This is a genomic window from Caulobacter sp. SRI_008, from assembly GCF_057586355.1.
In genome coordinates, this window is sequence record NZ_JBYCZS010000029.1 from 31,478 (window position 1) to 48,526 (window position 17,049).

Consider the following 17,049-nt stretch of genomic DNA (forward strand, 5'->3'; position numbering starts at 1 on the left):
CGCAACACGGCGCGGAGGAACCGCGCGGACACCACTTGCGGGAGGGAACATCATGGACATCCGATTCAAGCTGCGCCGCGCGGCGCTGATGGGCGGAACGGGGCTGGCGCTGATGATCGCCGCCGGAGCCGCCCAGGCTCAAACCACGCCGGCCGCCGCCCAGACCACCGAACCCGACACCGTCGAGGAGATCACCGTCACCGGCATCCGCCGCGGGATCGAAGGCGCCATCTCGCTGAAGAAGGACTCGACCTCGATCGTCGAAGCCGTCTCGGCCGAAGACATCGGCAAGCTGCCCGACGTGTCGATCGCCGAGTCGATCGCCCGCCTGCCCGGCCTGACCGCCCAGCGCCTCGACGGCCGCGGCCAGGTGATCTCGATCCGCGGCCTGGCCCCGGACTTCACCACCGCCCTGCTGAACGGCCGCGAGCAGGTCTCGACCGGCGACAACCGCGGCGTCGAGTTCGACCAGTATCCGTCGGAACTGCTGAGCGGCGTGGTCATCTACAAGACCCCCGACGCCTCGCTGCTGGGCCAGGGCCTGGCCGGCACCGCCGACATGCGCACCATCCGCCCGCTGAAGTTCGGCAAGCGCGCCTTCGCCGTCGGCGCCCGCTACGAGTGGAACGACATCGGCGCGCTGAACCCGGGCTCGTCGGCCCACGGCAACCGCTTCAACATCTCCTACATCGACCAGTTCATGGACGGTAAGCTGGGCGTCGCCATCGGCTACGCCCACATGGAGTCGCCCTACCAGGCCCAGCGCTTCAACGCCTGGGGCTATCCCACCGACGGCGCCGGCAACCTGGTGCTCGGCGGCGCGCGGGTCACCGCCATGTCGAGCAAGCTGAAGCGCGACGGCGTGATGGCTACGGTCGAGTTCGCCCCGACCGACAATTTCACCAGCACGCTCGACGTCTTCTACTCGAAGTTCGAGAACCACCAGCTGGTGCGCGGCATGGAAATCCCGCTGGCCTGGGGCGGCGGCGCCACCGACGCCAACGGCACGCGCCCCGGCCCCGCCATCAGCGGGACCACCGCCTCGGGCGGCATGATCACCAACGCGACCTATTCCAACGTCAAGCCGGTGATCCGTAACGACGGCAACGACCGCGACGCCGACATCTGGTCGCTGGGCTGGAACAACCGCTGGAGCGTCGGCGACAGCTGGACCATCGACACCGACCTCTCCTGGTCGAAGGTCGAGCGCACCGACATGATCCTCGAGACCTACGCCGGCACCGGCCGCAACACGCTGGGCGCTCTGGACACCGTCAGCTTCTCGATGAGCGACCACGGCGCGAGCTTCAAGAACGCCCTGAACTACGGCGATCCGGCGGTGACCAAGCTGACCAGCTCGCAGGGCTGGGGCGGCGACGTCGTCACGGGCGGCCAGGACGGCTACCTGAACATGCCGACCATCGAGGACGAGCTGAAGGCCGCCCGCTTCTCGGCCAAGCGCGACCTGAACCCCGATAGCGGCCTGTCCAGCATCACCTTCGGCGTCAACTACAGCGAACGCACCAAGGGCCTCGTGAACGACGAGTGGTTCCTGAGCGTCGTCGGCGCCCCGGCCAGCGTCACGATCCCGTCGAGCGCCATCGTGGGCGTCACCTCGCTGGGCTTCGCGGGCCTGTCGGGCGTCGTCGCCTACGACCCGTTCTCGCTGCTCAACAACGGGACCTACACCAAGATCCGCAACCCGAACGCCGACGTCCTGGTCAAGAGCTGGGAAGTCGAGGAGAAGGTCACGGTCGGCTATCTGATGGCCAATATCGAGACCGAGGTCGGCGGCCACGCCCTGACCGGCAACTTCGGCTTCCAGGTGGTCAACACCGACCAGAGCTCCAACGCCCTGGGCGCCAGCGGCACCGGCACGGCCACCCAGCAGACCCAGCTGTCGGGCGGCACGAGCTATGTCGACTTCCTGCCCAGCGTGAACCTGCAGCTGCGCCTGCCCAACGAGCAGGTGATCCGCTTCGCCGCGGCCCGCACCCTGGCCCGTCCGCGGATGGACCAGATGCGCGCCAGCACCAACTACAGCTACAACTCGGCGCTCGCGACCAGCACCAGCCTGGCCAACTCGCCCTGGAGCGGCAGCGGCGGCAACCCGGAGCTGGAGCCGTGGCGCGCCAACGCCATCGACATCTCCTACGAGAAGTATTTCGGCCGCCAGGCCTATGTCTCGCTGGCCGCCTTCTACAAGGACCTGAAGACCTACGTGTACGACGCCAGCGTCCTGCACGACTTCACCGGCTACCCGATCGGCGCCAACCCCGAGCCGGTGCTGCGCCAGGGCTACATCACCATCCCGCAGAACGGCCAGGGCGGCTCGATCAAGGGCCTGGAGTTCACGGTCTCGATGCCGGGCTCGCTGATCCACCCCGTGCTCGAGGGCTTCGGCGCGATCTTCAGCGCCTCGCGCACCGAGAGCGAGATCCAGTACAGCCTCAGCGACCCGTCGATCCCGATCCCGGGCCTGTCGAAGACCGTCGGCAACCTGACCGTCTACTATGAGAAGGGCGGCTTCTCGGCCCGTCTCAGCGAGCGCTACCGCTCGAAGTTCCTGGGCGAGGTCTCCGGCTTCGGCAACGGCCGCACCTACCGGATGGTCAAGGAAGAGACCGTGCTCGACAGCCAGATCGGCTACTCGTTCGAGAACGGCCCGCTGAAGGGCCTGTCGCTGACGGCCCAGGTCAACAACCTGACCAACGAGCCCTTCGTCACCTACCAGAACGGCGATGAGCGCCAGATCATCGACTACCAGGAGTACGGCCGCACCTACCTCGTCGGTGTCGCCTACAAGTTCTAAGGCGCGCACTTCCCCCGCGTCCTCGCGCCCCCGTCGGCTTCCTGCGCCGACGGGGGTTTTCTTTTTTCAGGAGACCGCGACGATGCGCAGCCGCCTCGCAAGAAGGCGGGCGCGGGTCGCGCCAGGGAGCACGCCATGAACGCAGGACCGATCCGCAACCTGGTCATCGTCGGCGGCGGCACGGCCGGCTGGATGAGCGCGGCCCTGCTGGTCCGGGCCCTGGGGTCCTCGGCCAGGATCACGCTGGTGGAGTCCGAGGAGATAGGCACGGTCGGGGTCGGCGAGGCCTCGATCCCGCAGCTGCGGTTCTTCAACGCCTTCATCGGCCTGGACGAAGACGCCTTCCTGCGGGCGACGCAGGGGACCATCAAGCTGGGCATCGAGTTCGTCGACTGGCTGCGGCCCGGCCACCGCTACATGCACGCCTTCGGCCAGGTCGGCCGCTCGCTGGGCACCACGCCCTTCCACCACTGGTGGCTGGACGCCCGCCGGCGCGGAACCGCCGGCGAGGACTTCTGGGCCTGGTCGGCCAACGCCCTGGCCGCCCGCGCCGGACGCTTCGGCCGCGTCGCTCCCGAGGGCGGCGAGCCGCTGAACTGGGCCTTCCACTTCGACGCCGTGCTCTACGCCCGCCATCTGCGCGGCCATGCCGAAGCCCAAGGCGTGCAGCGGGTCGAGGGCCGGGTGGTCGGGGTCGACCAGGATCCCGACAGCGGTTTTGTGCGGGCCGTGACGCTGAAAGACGGCCGCCGGGTGGAGGGCGAGCTCTTCATCGACTGCTCGGGCTTCAGGGGCCTGCTGATCGAGGAGGCGCTGAAAACCGGCTACGAGGACTGGTCGCGCTGGCTGCCGATGGACAGCGCCTGGGCCGTACCCAGCCGCGACGCCGCCCCGCCGGTTCCCTACACCCGCGCCTGGGCCCGCGACGCCGGCTGGCAGTGGCGGATCCCGCTGCAGCATCGCACCGGCAACGGCCACGTCTTCTCCGGCGCCTGGACCGACAAGGAGACGGCCCGCCAGGTGCTGATGGACAACCTGGAGGGCGAACCGCTGGCGCAGCCGCGCCTGCTGACCTTCGTCACCGGCCGCCGCAAGGCGTTCTGGAACCGCAACGTCGTGGCCCTGGGCCTGGCGTCGGGCTTCATGGAGCCGCTGGAGTCGACCAGCATCCACCTGGTGCAATCGGGCCTGGCGCGCCTGCTGGCCCTGTTCCCCGACCAGGGCTTCGATCCCGCCCTGATCGCCGAGTTCAACCGCCAGACCGGCGACGAATACGCCCGCATCCGCGACTTTCTGGTGCTGCACTACAAGGCCACCGAGCGCGACGACACACCGTTCTGGGCCAGCCGCAAGGCGATGGAGATCCCCGACAGTCTGGCCGCGCGCCTTTCGCTGTTCACCGGCCCCGGCCGGGTGTTCAGCCACGAGGACGACCTCTTCAAGGAAACCAGCTGGGTGCAGGTGCTGCTGGGCCAGGGCCTGACGCCGGCCGCCGCCCACCCGATGACGGCGGCGGTTTCGGACGCCCGCGTCGACGACTGGCTGGCCGACCTGGCCCACGCCGCCGCCCGCACGGCGAACGCCCTGCCGACCCACGCGGCCTTCCTGGCCGGCGCGGTGCGGGCCGAACCGGAGGCGCGCGCGGCGGAGTGACCGCCTTGAGGCAGGCCGGAGGTTGCAAAGCTTCGCCGGCTCGTCCACGACTGCGCGCCCAAAAGGACAGAGCGATGCGCTGGCTGCTGACTTTCTGGCGGCGGCTCGTCGTGGGCTCACCGCCCACGCCGACGGGCGCGGCCGTCGCGGTGGCCATGGCCGAGCTTCGCGCCACGCCCCTGTCGGAGGTGATCCACGCGGGCCGGGCCGCGCTCGACCGCGCCGCCCCGCAGGTTTCCAGGATGTCGCGCCGCGAGCATGGCCTGCGGCTGGCGAGCCGGCGCGCCCGGGACGAAGACCTGGCCTGGCTGCTGACCTTCTCGCCCGATGGCTATGTCCGCCAGGCCGGGCTGGCCAACCTGCGGCGACCGCCGCGGGCGGCGTTCCAGCTCGTGGCCATCGCCCTGCGCCTCAACGACTGGGTTCCGCAGGTGCGCCAGGCGGCCAGGGCGGCGGGCCTGCGTCTGCTTCCCGCCACCTCGCCCAAGGTCATCGCCCAGGCGGCGTCCTACATCTGCGCGCGACGCCTCTCCTGGGGACGGTGGGAACAGCACGAGGCCGATCTGCTGGACGCCGCGCTCAGCCGTCCCGACGCGATCGCACGGCTGGCCGAAACCCTGCGCGACCGTTCCAGCGGCTCGGGCGGCGCCTTGCTGAAGTCCGTCTTCCGGTTTCCCGCCATCGACGCCCATCTTCCGGACCTGGCCGAGCACGCGGTCCTGCCGCCGATCCGGGCCGTGGCCCTGGAGGCGCTGATCGCCGGCCGCGCCCGCTGGCCCGTGGGCAGCGACTGGGTCTGGGTCGACAAAGCCTATGGCCTGCGGCGGCGGATCGTCGTGACCGAAGAACGGCCGCTCGGCGTGACGGTCGATGTGGACGAAACCGTCCGACGAGCCCTGAGGGACCGCTCTGCCATGGTCCGCAAGATCGCGCTGGACGCCCTCTACGACCGCCGCGCTGAAATGCCCGACGCCGCGGAGATCGCCCGCTCGCTGCTGGACGACCGCAGCGGCGGCGTGCGCGATCGCGCCGACTTCCTGCTGCGGAACCTCTGAGGCCGCGTCAGCCGACCGGCTTCTTGGCCATCAGGTCGGAGATCTTGAGGATCGCCGGGCCGAGGATGACGATGAACAGCACCGGCAGGAAGAACACGATCATCGGCACGGTCAGCTTCGGCGGCAGGCTGGCGGCCTTCTTCTCGGCGGCCGACAGGCGCAGTTCGCGGTTTTCCTTGGCCATGACCCGCAGCGCCGCGCCCAGGGGCGTGCCGTAGCGCTCGGCCTGGATCATGGCCGTGGCCACCGACTTGATGCCCGGATGGTTGGTCCGGCGGGCCAGGCCCTCATAGGCCAGGCGGCGGTCGGGCAGGTAGGAGAGCTCGGCGGTCAGCAGGGAAAGCTCCTCGGCCAGCTCCATCGAGCTGGAGCCCACCTCGTTGCCGACCTTCTGGATCGCCGCCTCGATCGACATGCCGCTCTCGACGCAGATCAGCAGCAGGTCCAGGGCGTCGGGGAAGGCCGAGACGATCGACTCGCGGCGCTTCTGGGCGACGTTCTGGATGTAGAGGTTGGGCGCGTAGTAGCCGATGGTCAGGGCGCCCACGCAGATGGCCAGCTTCTGCATGGTCTGCAGGCCGAAGCCGTTGATGCCGAACAGGTAGAGCGCCGCCAGCAGGCCGAAGGCGAACGGCATGACGAAGCGGAAGAAGTAGAAGGTCGACACCGGCTTGGGACCGCGGAAGCCGGCCTGGGCCAGCTTATCGACGACCTTGGGGTCTTCCAGCAGCTTGGACAGCTGCAGCCGGTCGACGATGGTCTTGTACATCCCCTCGTCGGTGTGGCGCAGCGTGCCGCCGCCGGCGGCGCCCTTGTTGGCCAGGGCCGCGCGCGAGCGGCGGCGCAGCTCCTCGCGGCGGTTGGCCACCGACTTCAGCCGGCTTTCCAGCCCGCTGCTGTTCATCACCGGCGCGGCCAGGGTGATGATGGTGGCGAACACGACCAGCGCGACGAAGGCGGTCAGCAGGTTCGAGGGGTCGGTCAGCATCGCGGCCATGCGTCGTCCCTCCCTAGAACTTGAAGTTGATCATGCGGCGCATGATGAAGATGCCCAGGCTCATCCAGATCGCCGCCCCCAGCAGCATCAGCCGCCCGCGCGTGTCGGTGAACAGGGTGGTCATGTAGTCCGGGGCGATGACGGTGATCAGCACCATCACGCCCGGCGGCAGGCAGCCGATGATGAAGGCCGAGGCCACGGCTTCAGCGGAAAGCGCCTTGATCTTCTCGGTCATCAGCTTGCGGGCGCGCAGCACGGTCGACAGGTTGCCCAGCGCCTCGGCCAGGTTGCCGCCGGTCTTCTGCTGGATGTTGAGCACGATGGCGAAGAACCGCACTTCCGAGGTCGGCATCCGCTCGTAGAGGCGCTCCAGGGCGGTGTCGATCGGCATGCCCATGCCGATGTTCTCGGTCAGCATCCGGAATTCGCCGGCCAGGGGCTCGGGGCATTCCTTGCCGATGATCTTCAGACAGTCGTGCACCGGAAGGCCCGACTTGATGCCGCGAACGATGATGTCGACGGCGTCGGCGAAGGCCTCGGTGAATTTCTTGGTGCGCTTGGCGGCCAGGAACCCGACCACCCAGCGCGGCAGGCCGAAGCCGGCGGCGAAACCGCCGCCCAGGGCCACCAGCGGGATCTTCTGCACGATCAGCAGCACCAGCATGACCATCAGGCCAAGGACGCCGCTTATGATCCAGAACATCTTGACGTTCTCGCCCAGGCCCGCGGCGCGCAGGCGGGCGGCGATCGTCAGGGTGGCCTTCTTCTGCTTCTTGTCCTGTTCCTTGAGCGTCTTGAGGATCTGCTTGCGGCGGGCGTCGGGGGTGTTGGCCGCGACCTTGGCCCGCGCGGCGGCCTGGCGCTCGCCGCCGCCGACGATCACCTGGGCGCGCTTGGCGGCCTTGGCGCCGCCGCTCTCGCCGCCGCCCGTCAGCACGAAGCCCAGGCCCGCGATGGTGATGAAGCCGAGGACGGCGATCAGGATGAACATGGCCGGCCCTTACTCAGCCGCGTCCAGCGCTTCGGCCAGCTCGCGCTCGAGGCCGTAATAGCGGGCGCGGTCCCAGAAGCGCGGCCGGGCGATGCCGGTCGAGCGGTGCTTGCCCAGCACCTTGCCGTGCTCGTCCTCGCCGGTGATCTCGTAGACGAAGAGGTCCTGGGTGACGATCACGTCGCCTTCCAGGCCGACCACCTCGGTGACGTGGGTGATGCGGCGCGAGCCGTCGCGCAGTCGGGCGGCCTGGATGATGACGTCGACCGAACCGACGATCATCTCCTTGATGGTCTTGGAGGGCAGGCCGTAGCCGCCCATGGTGATCATGCTCTCGACGCGGCTGATGGCTTCGCGCGGGCTGTTGGCGTGCAGCGTGCCCATCGAGCCGTCGTGGCCGGTGTTCATGGCCTGGAGGAGGTCGAACGCCTCCGGGCCGCGGACTTCGCCGACGATGATCCGCTCGGGACGCATCCGCAGACAGTTCTTGACCAGATCGCGCATCGTCACCGCGCCCTGGCCTTCCAGGTTCGGCGGACGGGTTTCCAGGCGCACCACGTGCGGCTGCTGCAGCTGCAGTTCGGCCGCGTCCTCGCAGGTCACGACCCGCTCGGTGGGGTCGATGAAGGCGGTCATGGTGTTGAGCAGGGTCGTCTTGCCCGAGCCCGTGCCGCCCGAGATGATGACGTTGCAGCGGCAGGCGCCGATGACGCCCAGGACGCGCGCGCCCTCGGCGCTGATGGAGGCGAACTCCACCAGGTTCTTCATCGTCAGCTTGTCCTTCTTGAACTTCCGGATGGTCAGGGTGGGACCATCGAGAGCCAAGGGGGGCGCGATGACGTTGACGCGGCTGCCGTCGGGAAGGCGGGCGTCGCAGATCGGCGAGCTTTCGTCGACCCGGCGGCCGACCTGGCTGACGATCCGCTGGCAGATGTTCATCAGCTGCAGATTGTCGCGGAAGCGGACGTTGGTCAGCTGCACCTTGCCGGAGACTTCGATGAACACCCGGTGCGCGCCGTTGACCATGATGTCGGCGATGTCGTCGCGGGCCAGGAGGGGCTCGAGCGGGCCGTAGCCGAGGACGTCGTTGATGATGTCCTGGACCAGGTGCTCCTGCTCGGAGACCGACATCGAGACGTTCTTGATCGCCACCAGCTCGGCGACGATATCGCGGATCTCCTCGGCGGCCTGCTTCTGGTCGAGCTGGGCCAGCTGGGAGAGGTCGATGGTGTTGAGCAGGGCGTTGAAGATCGTCGTCTTCGTGGCGTGGTAGTAGTCGCTCTGCTCACGGACGATGTTGGCGGTCTGGTTGGCCGCGCCCTGGGCGGCGCGCAGCTGCTCCAGCCCTTGCGTGGGCTTGGGCGCGGGCGCCGAGGCCTTGGGGGCGGGCGGCGGCGCGGCCGGTTCGACGCGCTGCGGGCGCGTGGCGATGGCCGCGCCGCCCGTGGGGGCGGGCGGCGGCGCCTGACGCTCGGTGACGGTGGCCTGATCGCGCTTGCCGAACATTCGCCCCTACTTCTTCTTGAACAGGCCCGACAGGATGGACGCCGACCTGGCCGCCGGCGGCGCCTCGCGGCGGCTGATCAGCCGCGCCAGGTGATCGATGCCCTCGGCCGCCTTCGATTTCGGGGCCACCTCGGCGACCATCTGGCCGTTGTTGGCGGCCTGGCCGAACAGCTTGGGATCGAACGGCAGCACCAGCGACGGGGTCACGCCCAGGGCCTCGCCGAAGTCCTTGACCGGGATCTCGGGACGGCCGGCCACGCCCACCTGGTTCAAGACCAGGCGCGGCGGCGCGTCGTTGGGACGGGCCTGGCGCACCAGGTCGACGATGTTCTTGGCGTTGCGCAGGCTGGCCAGGTCCGGCGTGGCGACGATGACGAGATCGTCGCTGCCCACCAGCACCCGGCGGGTCCACGGGGCCCAGCTGTGCGGCAGGTCCAGCACCACGAACGGGGCGGCGCCGCGCATCTTCTGCGTCACCTCCTCGTAGGCGTCGGCGCCGATGTCGTAGTCCTGCTCCAGCGTGGCCGGGGCGGCCAGCAGCGACAGGCGGTCGCCGCAGCGGACCATCATGCGGTCCATCAGCACCGGGTCCAGGCGCTCGGGCTGGCTCAGCGCGTCGAGCACGCCCTGCAGCGGGTCCTGGTTGAAGTCGAGGCCGGCGGTGCCGAACGGCAGGTCGAGGTCGACGATCACCGTCGCGGCCTCGACGCGCTCGGCCATCGACCAGGCGAAGTTGTGGGCGAGGGTCGAGGCGCCCACCCCGCCCTTGGCGCCGACGAAGGCCACCTGGCGGCCGACGAACGGAGCCGACGGATCGGCATACAGCGCGGACACCGCGCGGATCACGTGCAGCGGGCTCTGCGGCTGGGTCAGGTACTCGCTGACCCCGCGGCGCATCAGCTCGCGATAGAGGGCGATGTCGTTGGTCTGGCCGATGACCACGACCTTGGTGCCCGGGTCGCAGACCTGGGCCAGGCCGTCCAGCAGCGCCAGCATGCGCTGGGCCGAGTCCATGGTCTCGACCAGCACCAGCGAGGGCGTCGGCTGGTTCTGATAGAAGTCGACGGCCGCTTCCAGGCCGCCGGAGCGGGCGGTGACGCTGGCGCGGGCCATGCGGCGGTCGGCGGCGGCGGCCTCGATGATCGCCAGGGTCTCGGCCCGCACGCCGAAGGCGTGGATGGCGATGCGCGGCACGCTGGCCTCGCCGGTGGTGGCGTCGGCGCCGGGCAGGATGTCCTCGGCGGGCGGAGCGGACCAGGTCTGGACCTGGGGCGCGGCCTGCGGGCGGGCGATGTCCAGAGATGCGACCGGGGCGGCCGGGGCGGCGGCGAAAGCAGCGGCGGCCGCGGGCGCCAGTTCGGCGAACGGGTTGGACGGCGCGGCGGGCGGAGCGGCCTCTGGGCGCGGACGTGCCGGCGGGAAGTCGGCGAACGGATCGGCGGCGAGCGCGGTCGAGGCGGCGGCGTAGGCAGCCGTAAGAGCGCCTGGGGGCGCGGCCATGGGCGCAGCCGGGGCGGCCCGCCACGGATCGCCGGCGGCCGGCGAGGCGAACTCGTCGTCGGCCTCGAAGCCCAGGTCGAAGGGGTCGTGGTCGCGAGTCGTCACTTCACCGCCTCCGAAACGACCCCGGACGCCTGGGGCTCACGAACCGACGAGGTCTTCTCGCCCTTGCGATACTTGTCGAACACGGTGTCGCGGCGGCCGGCGTCGACCGGGGCGGTCGGCCGCGGCCCGAGCAGGTCCTGCGGATTGGCCACCTGGGCGGCGATGTTGGCCGTGATGGCGCAGCCGAAGTTGCCGTAAGCGTCGTTCTTGCGGGTGGCCGTCAGGTTTTCCCAGTTCTGGCCGCACAAGGGCGTGCTCACCGTGTGGCGCAGATAGCCCACGCGCAGCACCGGGCTCTTGTCGCCGGCGGCGTCATAGCTGGTCACGCGGATGTCGGCGTCGCCGGTTCCGGCCGAGGCCAGGCGGGCGCGGGCGGCCGAGACCATGCGGTCGACGGCCCGGGGATCACGGGCGCCGGCCGGGGCGCCGATGACGATCTCGCGGGCTTCGGCCTGGATCCCGCGCAGGGCCAGGGCGTCGAGCGCCTCGGCCTGGCGTTGCGACAGGCCTTCGGCGTGGATGGCCAGCAGGATCTCGTCCGGCGCGGAGTCGACGCGCACACGGTCTTCCCACTGCTGGGTCTCGGTCGTCGCCGGCGGCGGCGCGATCGCCGCGGCGTCGGCGCGCGCCTCGTTCATGGCCGAGGCGCAACCCGACAGGGCGGTGAGCACGGCCAGGCCCGCGACGGTGGCGGCCAGGCGCTGGAGGTTGCGTCGCGTCATGGCCGCTTCCCTATTCGATGACATAACCGACAGGCCCCTGATAGCTGCGGTTGGCGTTGGCGCCGGCCGGCGCGTTGACCACCGTGTTCAGCCGCCCGAGCAGCACCGTGCCCATGTCGCCCGCCAGCCGCAGGCCGTCGGCCGGCGTCTGCAGGTCGGCCGGCTTGGTCGGATCGACGATGTAGGGCGTGACCAGGATCACCAGTTCGGTCTCGCCGTTCAGATAGTCGCGCGACCGGAACAGGCCGCCGAGGATCGGCAGGCTCTTCAGCCCCGGCAGGGCGTCGATGTTTTCCTTGCTCTGCTGCTGCAGCAGGCCGGCGATCATCAGCGAGCCGCCCGAGGGCAGTTCCACCGTGGTCTCGGCGCGGCGCACGCTGAGGCCGGGCACCACGACGGTCGAGGTGCCCGAGGTCAGGCTGTAGGCGCCGACGCTGGTCAGTTCGGAAACCTCGGTCGACAGCTTCAGCGAGATGCGGCCGCCCGACAGCACCACCGGGGTGTAGCCCAGGCTGACGCCGTAGGGTTTGAACTGCAGGGTGACCTTGCCGGTCTCCGACATGTCGACGGGCACCGGGAATTCGCCGCCGACCAGGAAGCGGCCGGCCTCGCCCGACACCGCCGTCAGGTTCGGCTCGCTCAGCGTGCGCACCAGGCCCACGCGCTCGAGCGCCTGCACGCTGGCCGTGGCGCTGTTGTTGCTGCCGCCGATGGTGGCGCCGATCGTGCCGCCGCCCTGCAGGCCGTTGTTGATCGCGTACTTGGGCTCGAAGCCGATCGAGAAGTTGTTGCTGCCCAGCTGGTTCAGCGCGGCCGAGACGTTGACGCCCAGCTGCTTGACGATGTTGCGCTGGACCTCGATGACCCGGACCTTCAGCGTCACCTGGTCCTTGCCGGCGACCGACAGCAGGTTGACCACCTGGTCGGGCTTGGAGACGAACTGGGCGGCGATCTGCGAGGCGGTGTTGGCCTCGGCGGCGTTGGCGACCATGCCGGTCAGGATCAGGCTGTCGCGGACGGCCTGCACCTCGATGCGCGAGGCGGGCAGCACCTTGCGCAGGGTGTCCTGCAGCGTGCTGGAGTCCTCGTCGACGCGGATGGCCAGCGACAGCAGCCGGCGGCCGGCGGCGTCGAAGAACACAGCGTCGGTCGTGCCCTTGCCCAGGCCCAGCACATAGATGCGGCGCGGGTTGCGCAGCACGGCGTCGGCCACCTGCGGGTTGGTCACCAAGAGGTCCCGCACGTCGGACGGCAGCTCGATGATCGCCGACTTGCCGCGCGGCAGGTTCAGCGTGCGGGCGCCCGGACCGGCGGTCAGGTCGATGCGCAGCACCTGTTCGGCGACCGGCGCCGGGGCATAGTCGGGAACCGGTGCGACGGGGCGCGAGACGGCGCGGGCCGGGCGATAGACCCGGTCGCCGGCCGGCGGGCCGTCAGCCCAGGCCGCCACGGGGGCCATAGCAGGCGCCAGGGCCGTCAGGACGGCGAGTGAAACGGAAGCGAACCGGCGGATCATTGGCGCACCGCGATGCTGGAAGTCTGTCCGCCGCGATTGATGCGGATGACCGTGGAGTCCTGGGTGGGCGCGGCGACGCCGGAGGGGCCGCCCAGGTCGGTGTAGGCGCGCAGCGCCAGGGTGACGGGACCCGACGCCTTGGCGCGGGTCAGGGCCTCGGCCTCGGCCGGGCGCACCTCGAGGGTGGCGGTGGCCGCGACGATGGTCTTGGCGTCCTTGTCGGCCGTGGTCGATTGGTCGAGGGCCAGGACGCGGATGTTCTGAAGCACGGTCTCGGCCATCACCTGCTTGCCGGAGCTGGCGCCTTCGGTGTTCGGCGCGTCGCGGGTCTGCAGCACGTCGACCCGGTCGCCGGGCAGGATGAAGCCGCCGGCGGCGGTCTCGGAGGTGACCGGCACAGCCATGGCGCGAGCGCCGGGCGAGAGCACGACGGACAGGTAGCCGCCCTCGCCGCCGCGGACGATCTTGCGCGGCACGATGGGCTCGCCGGCCAGCAGCGGGTCGCGGACGATCGCGCCCTCGACGGCCGCTTCGGGGGCCGCCCCACCCAGGCCGGTGGCGTCGCCGACGGTCTTGACCGCCTTGGCCGCGCCGTTGGCGGGTTCGACCGGGGCCGCGCCGTTGGTGATGTAGACGGGGCTGACGGCGTCGGCCGGCCAGGCCTTCCACTCGACGTCGTCATGGCCCAGGCGCGCGCCGATCGACAGGTCGCGCTTGGCGACCAGGACCAGGGTCATGGGCTTGGCGTCGAGGCCGGGAGCGGGGGCCGAGGCGACAGCGGCGGCCTTGGCGGGCTTGCCGCCGACGGCCTTCTGCATCAGCACGGCCAGGCCGATCGCCGAGACGGCGGCCACCAGGACGATGATGATTCTGACGGGATTCATGCGCGGGCGGGGCTCTGGTCGGCGAGGCGGGCTGCGGGCGTCGCGGCCTTCAGGCCCGCGGACGCTTGGATCGACAGCCGTTCTGGCCGCATCCCAGACTGGGGCGCCCATGGTTAACAGCCGCTAAAGGACCCGCCCTCCAAAGGGCTTCCCGGCCGCGACAGCCTGACGCGGCCGCCGAACGCGGCGCGCGGCGAGTTTAGTTGAGGATCGCCAGGCCGATCGCGCTCTGCGGGAGAGCGGCCAGGGCGCCGACCGCGATGGCCACGCCGTAGGGCACGTCGCCCTTCTTGTCGCCGAGACGGCGCACCCAGGCCGGGCTGCCGGCGATGATCGGCTCCAGCCAGCCCGAACGCAGGCTCATCAGGCCGAAGGTCAGGGCGCCGCCGGCCAGGGCCGTGATCAGCAGGAACGAAGGCAGGCCCGTGACGCCCATCCACAGGGCGCAGGCGGCCAGGAACTTGGCGTCGCCGCCGCCCACCCAGCGCAGGGCGAACATCAGCATGCCGACCAGCAGCAGGCCGAAGCCCACCGCCAGGCACAGGCCCGCCGTGGTCCAGCCCACGCCGCCCAGCAGCGCCGCGAACGGGAAGGCGCCCAGCAGGGCCAGCGAGATCCAGTTGGGGATGGTGTAGCTGGTGACGTCCTTCAGGCCGGCGACCACCGCCAGGCCCGCGAAGACGATCAGGGGAAGAAAGGACAGGGTCTGCATCTGCAATTCCGGACGGCTGCTGAACCGACCCTACCCCACCGCCAATGAAGCAATGGTTTCCGAGCGGCGCCGAAACGAAGCCAAAGACTTCGCCAGAGATCGCGAAAGCAGAACCCGGAAAAGACAAGGGCCGCGCCCCTTGTGAGGACGCGGCCCAAGTTCTGAAGCTCGGCGCTGTCGCTTTTACTGCGCGACCGCTCTGAGCTGGGTCTCGGCTTGGCCGAAGGCCCCGGCGATGGCCGGAACCAGGAGCTGGACGGCGGCCAGGACGACGACGCTGATCAAGGCGGCGATGAGGCCGTATTCGATCGAGGTCGCGCCCCGGCTGTCCTTCAGGAAGCGTTCGCAGAACACAACCATCGGTCGCCTCTCCATCAACAGCTGGCTATTAGCCGGCCGCCGCGGTGTTCAGCTCGGTGGTGGCCTTACCGAAGGCGCTCGACAGAGCCGGACGCAGGGTGGTGAACGCGGTCACGATGACGACGGCGATCAGGGCGATGATGAGGCCGTATTCGATGGCCGTGGCGCCCGACTCGTCCTTCAGGAAGCGCGTGACAAACTTCGACATGACTTGATCTCCTGCTGAGAAAAACTTGGCTGGGCCAGCAAGCCGCTGCGACTTGTTCACCCCCGAAAACACGATCAATTTCGCCAACCTCGCTTAATCGACAGTAAACAACAGAACTTTTCTGCGATTTTTCTTTTGGTTTATTTAATTTTACCATTAGCAACTCTTAACCAAGTCGGTTTTCGAGCATCGCAACCGCCTTATTTCTAAGGACTTTTGAACAGTCCAGTTTGTCGCAGGCAAGCAGCCCTTAGTCTTTTATTGACCATTCTTCGGCAGGGTCATGGGCGTTGAATTTGCTCCGACAGGACCGCCATGCGCCGCCTCTCGCTCGCCATCGTCGCTTTCTTCAGCCTCTGCGCGGCCGCCGCCGCGGCTCAGGCGGCTACTCCGGCGCCCGCGCCGGCCGCTCCGCGCACCCTTTCGGTGGCCGCGGGCCAGGCGACCACCCTGCCGCTGAACGGCTCGGCCCGCGAGATCGTGGTCGGCGACCCGCAGATCGCCGACGTCAGCGTGGTCAACGACCGCACGCTGGTGATCCTGGGCAAGCGCGTGGGCGTGACCACCGTGTTCGCCTTCGACGCCCAGGGCCGCGCCCTGGCCGGCGGCCAGGTGCTGGTCACCGAGGTCTCGGCCGACGCCGTCACCGTTCAGCGCGGCGCCAACGCCTCGACCTACGCCTGCGACGGCCGCTGCACCGTCCTGACCTCGACCACCAGCGCCCCGGCGGCCGGCCAGCCCTAAAGCCTCCGCCCTCGCCCGCGTACATACGCGAGCGCGCGCATCTTCCTGATTGGATCCCGCCGCCCCGCGATTAGGAGGCGGTTAGGGAGCGTGGGCTAAGGTCGCCCGGTATCAGCCACGGACCTTCGCATGGGGACTCCGCCCTTATCGTTCCGAGCCCGCCTGCGGCTCGCCGCCCGCCGCCTGCCCCTGGGCCGCGCGGCCGCTCTGGCGCGCGACGAAGGCGGCGCGACGGCGGTCGAGTTCGCCCTGCTGATGATCCCGTTCCTGCTGCTGTTCTTCGGCCTGATCGAGCTGGGTCTGATCTTCTTCGCCGGCGTGACCCTGGAGAACGCGGTCATCGACACCAGCCGCGAGATCCGCACCGGTCAGGTGCAGGTCGCCAGCGGCACCGCCAGCAGCTTCAAGAGCGCGGTCTGCACGCGCATGACCTGGCTGGAGGGCCCCTGCGCCTCGGCCCTGCGCGTCGACGTGCGCACGGTCAGCACCTTCGCCTCGGCCAGCAGCCTGAAGACCCCGACCACCACCTGCTGGGATCCCGGCGGCCCGGCCTCGCTGGTCGTGGTGCGCGCCTATTACGCCTGGCCGGTGATCACGCCGTTGCTGCAGAGCGCGCTGTCGACCAACAGCCAGGGCAAGCGCACGCTCACCGCCGCCACCGCCTTCGTCAACGAGCCGTACAACAGCACCACGGCCAGCAGCGTGACGTGCCCCTCATGATCGCCCGTCTTCTCTCCCGCGCGCGCCTCTGGCGCGACGCCCGCGGCGCCGTGGCCGTGGAGTTCGCCGTCCTGGCGCCGCTGCTGATCCTCTTCTATTTCGGCATGTGCGAAGTGACCCAGGCGATGATGGCCCAGCGCCGCCTCAGCCACACCACCTCGCTGATCGGCGACATCGCGGCCCAGAACGCCACCATCACCCAGAGCCGGGTCACCGACATCTTCACGATCGGCAAGACGGTGATGTCGCCGTTCTCGTCGACGAACCTGAAGATGTGCCTGGTCAGCCTGACCTCGGACACCACGGCGGCCGCCTCGGACGGGACCCGCAAGGGCACCGTGGCCTGGACCGCCAACAGCAACGCCTCGGACTGCCCCAAGGCCAACGCCACGGTCACAGTCTCTGACGGCGTGCTGCCCAAGAGCAGCAGCGTCATCATGAGCACGGCCAGCTACACCTACGCCTCGCCGACCTCGATGCTGATCTCCAAGAGCATCACCTTCAAGCGCACCTTCTACCTGCGGCCGCGCAAGTCCGACACGGTGACCTGGGCGACCTCCTAGG

16 protein-coding genes are annotated in these 17,049 nt (G+C 69.7%); 6 read left to right on the forward strand and 10 right to left on the reverse strand.

What is annotated here, in order from left to right; translation table 11 throughout:
* Positions 1-52 precede the first annotated feature (52 nt).
* The 3 genes from AC2YHT_RS21770 (at position 53) to AC2YHT_RS21780 (ending at position 5,520) form a co-directional block, all read left to right on the forward strand.
* Positions 53-2,812 carry a TonB-dependent receptor gene (locus AC2YHT_RS21770; RefSeq protein WP_487291966.1) on the forward strand — a complete coding sequence of 920 codons (2,760 nt, stop codon included), beginning with the start codon at positions 53-55 and terminating at the stop codon, positions 2,810-2,812.
* Between the two features lie 135 nt (positions 2,813-2,947).
* Positions 2,948-4,465: a tryptophan halogenase family protein gene (locus AC2YHT_RS21775; protein WP_487291967.1), complete on the forward strand. Its 1,518-nt coding sequence runs from the start codon at positions 2,948-2,950 to the stop codon at positions 4,463-4,465.
* 74 nt (positions 4,466-4,539) lie between these two features.
* Entirely contained in the window at positions 4,540-5,520 is a 981-nt protein-coding gene (locus tag AC2YHT_RS21780; protein ID WP_487291968.1) for a hypothetical protein, read from the forward strand.
* A 7-nt stretch (positions 5,521-5,527) separates the two neighbouring features.
* Here AC2YHT_RS21780 and AC2YHT_RS21785 read toward each other — a convergent pair whose 3' ends face one another.
* From AC2YHT_RS21785 to AC2YHT_RS21830, 10 genes are all read right to left on the reverse strand, one after another.
* A complete protein-coding gene (locus AC2YHT_RS21785; protein WP_487291969.1) occupies positions 5,528-6,517 on the reverse strand; it encodes a type II secretion system F family protein in 990 nt (329 codons plus the stop codon).
* A gap of 13 nt (positions 6,518-6,530) precedes the next feature.
* Positions 6,531-7,508: a type II secretion system F family protein gene (locus tag AC2YHT_RS21790; RefSeq protein ID WP_487291970.1), complete on the reverse strand. Its 978-nt coding sequence runs from the start codon at positions 7,506-7,508 to the stop codon at positions 6,531-6,533.
* Between the two features lie 9 nt (positions 7,509-7,517).
* Entirely contained in the window at positions 7,518-9,014 is a 1,497-nt protein-coding gene (locus AC2YHT_RS21795; protein WP_487291971.1) for a TadA family conjugal transfer-associated ATPase, read from the reverse strand.
* A gap of 6 nt (positions 9,015-9,020) precedes the next feature.
* Positions 9,021-10,619, reverse strand: a complete 1,599-nt coding sequence (locus AC2YHT_RS21800) for a CpaE/TadZ family protein (protein WP_487291972.1) — start codon at positions 10,617-10,619, stop codon at positions 9,021-9,023.
* A complete protein-coding gene (locus tag AC2YHT_RS21805; RefSeq protein ID WP_487291973.1) occupies positions 10,616-11,341 on the reverse strand; it encodes a CpaD family pilus assembly protein in 726 nt (241 codons plus the stop codon). The genes AC2YHT_RS21800 and AC2YHT_RS21805 overlap by 4 nt, the downstream gene beginning before the upstream one ends.
* A gap of 10 nt (positions 11,342-11,351) precedes the next feature.
* Positions 11,352-12,857 (reverse strand): type II and III secretion system protein family protein, encoded by a 1,506-nt coding sequence (locus AC2YHT_RS21810; protein WP_487291974.1) that lies wholly within the window; start codon positions 12,855-12,857, stop codon positions 11,352-11,354.
* A complete protein-coding gene (gene cpaB / locus AC2YHT_RS21815) occupies positions 12,854-13,741 on the reverse strand; it encodes a Flp pilus assembly protein CpaB (protein ID WP_487291975.1) in 888 nt (295 codons plus the stop codon). Before cpaB ends, AC2YHT_RS21810 begins: the two co-directional genes overlap by 4 nt.
* Positions 13,742-13,940: 199 nt before the next feature.
* Complete coding sequence (locus AC2YHT_RS21820; RefSeq protein WP_110119567.1) at positions 13,941-14,453, reverse strand: A24 family peptidase; 513 nt, start codon at positions 14,451-14,453, stop codon at positions 13,941-13,943.
* Between the two features lie 183 nt (positions 14,454-14,636).
* Positions 14,637-14,813: a Flp family type IVb pilin gene (locus tag AC2YHT_RS21825; RefSeq protein ID WP_110119566.1), complete on the reverse strand. Its 177-nt coding sequence runs from the start codon at positions 14,811-14,813 to the stop codon at positions 14,637-14,639.
* A gap of 28 nt (positions 14,814-14,841) precedes the next feature.
* A complete protein-coding gene (locus AC2YHT_RS21830; protein WP_110119565.1) occupies positions 14,842-15,021 on the reverse strand; it encodes a Flp family type IVb pilin in 180 nt (59 codons plus the stop codon).
* A 315-nt stretch (positions 15,022-15,336) separates the two neighbouring features.
* On the opposite strand from AC2YHT_RS21830, the gene AC2YHT_RS21835 reads away from it, so the two are divergent.
* The 3 genes from AC2YHT_RS21835 (at position 15,337) to AC2YHT_RS21845 (ending at position 17,048) form a co-directional block, all read left to right on the forward strand.
* Entirely contained in the window at positions 15,337-15,765 is a 429-nt protein-coding gene (locus AC2YHT_RS21835; RefSeq protein ID WP_487291976.1) for a pilus assembly protein N-terminal domain-containing protein, read from the forward strand.
* A 129-nt stretch (positions 15,766-15,894) separates the two neighbouring features.
* The gene (locus AC2YHT_RS21840; protein ID WP_487291977.1) at positions 15,895-16,485 is read left to right on the forward strand and encodes a TadE/TadG family type IV pilus assembly protein; all 591 of its coding nucleotides are present in this window, start codon (positions 15,895-15,897) and stop codon (positions 16,483-16,485) included.
* Entirely contained in the window at positions 16,482-17,048 is a 567-nt protein-coding gene (locus AC2YHT_RS21845) for a TadE/TadG family type IV pilus assembly protein (RefSeq protein WP_487291978.1), read from the forward strand. The genes AC2YHT_RS21840 and AC2YHT_RS21845 overlap by 4 nt, the downstream gene beginning before the upstream one ends.
* The last annotated feature ends 1 nt before the right edge of the window (position 17,049 follow it).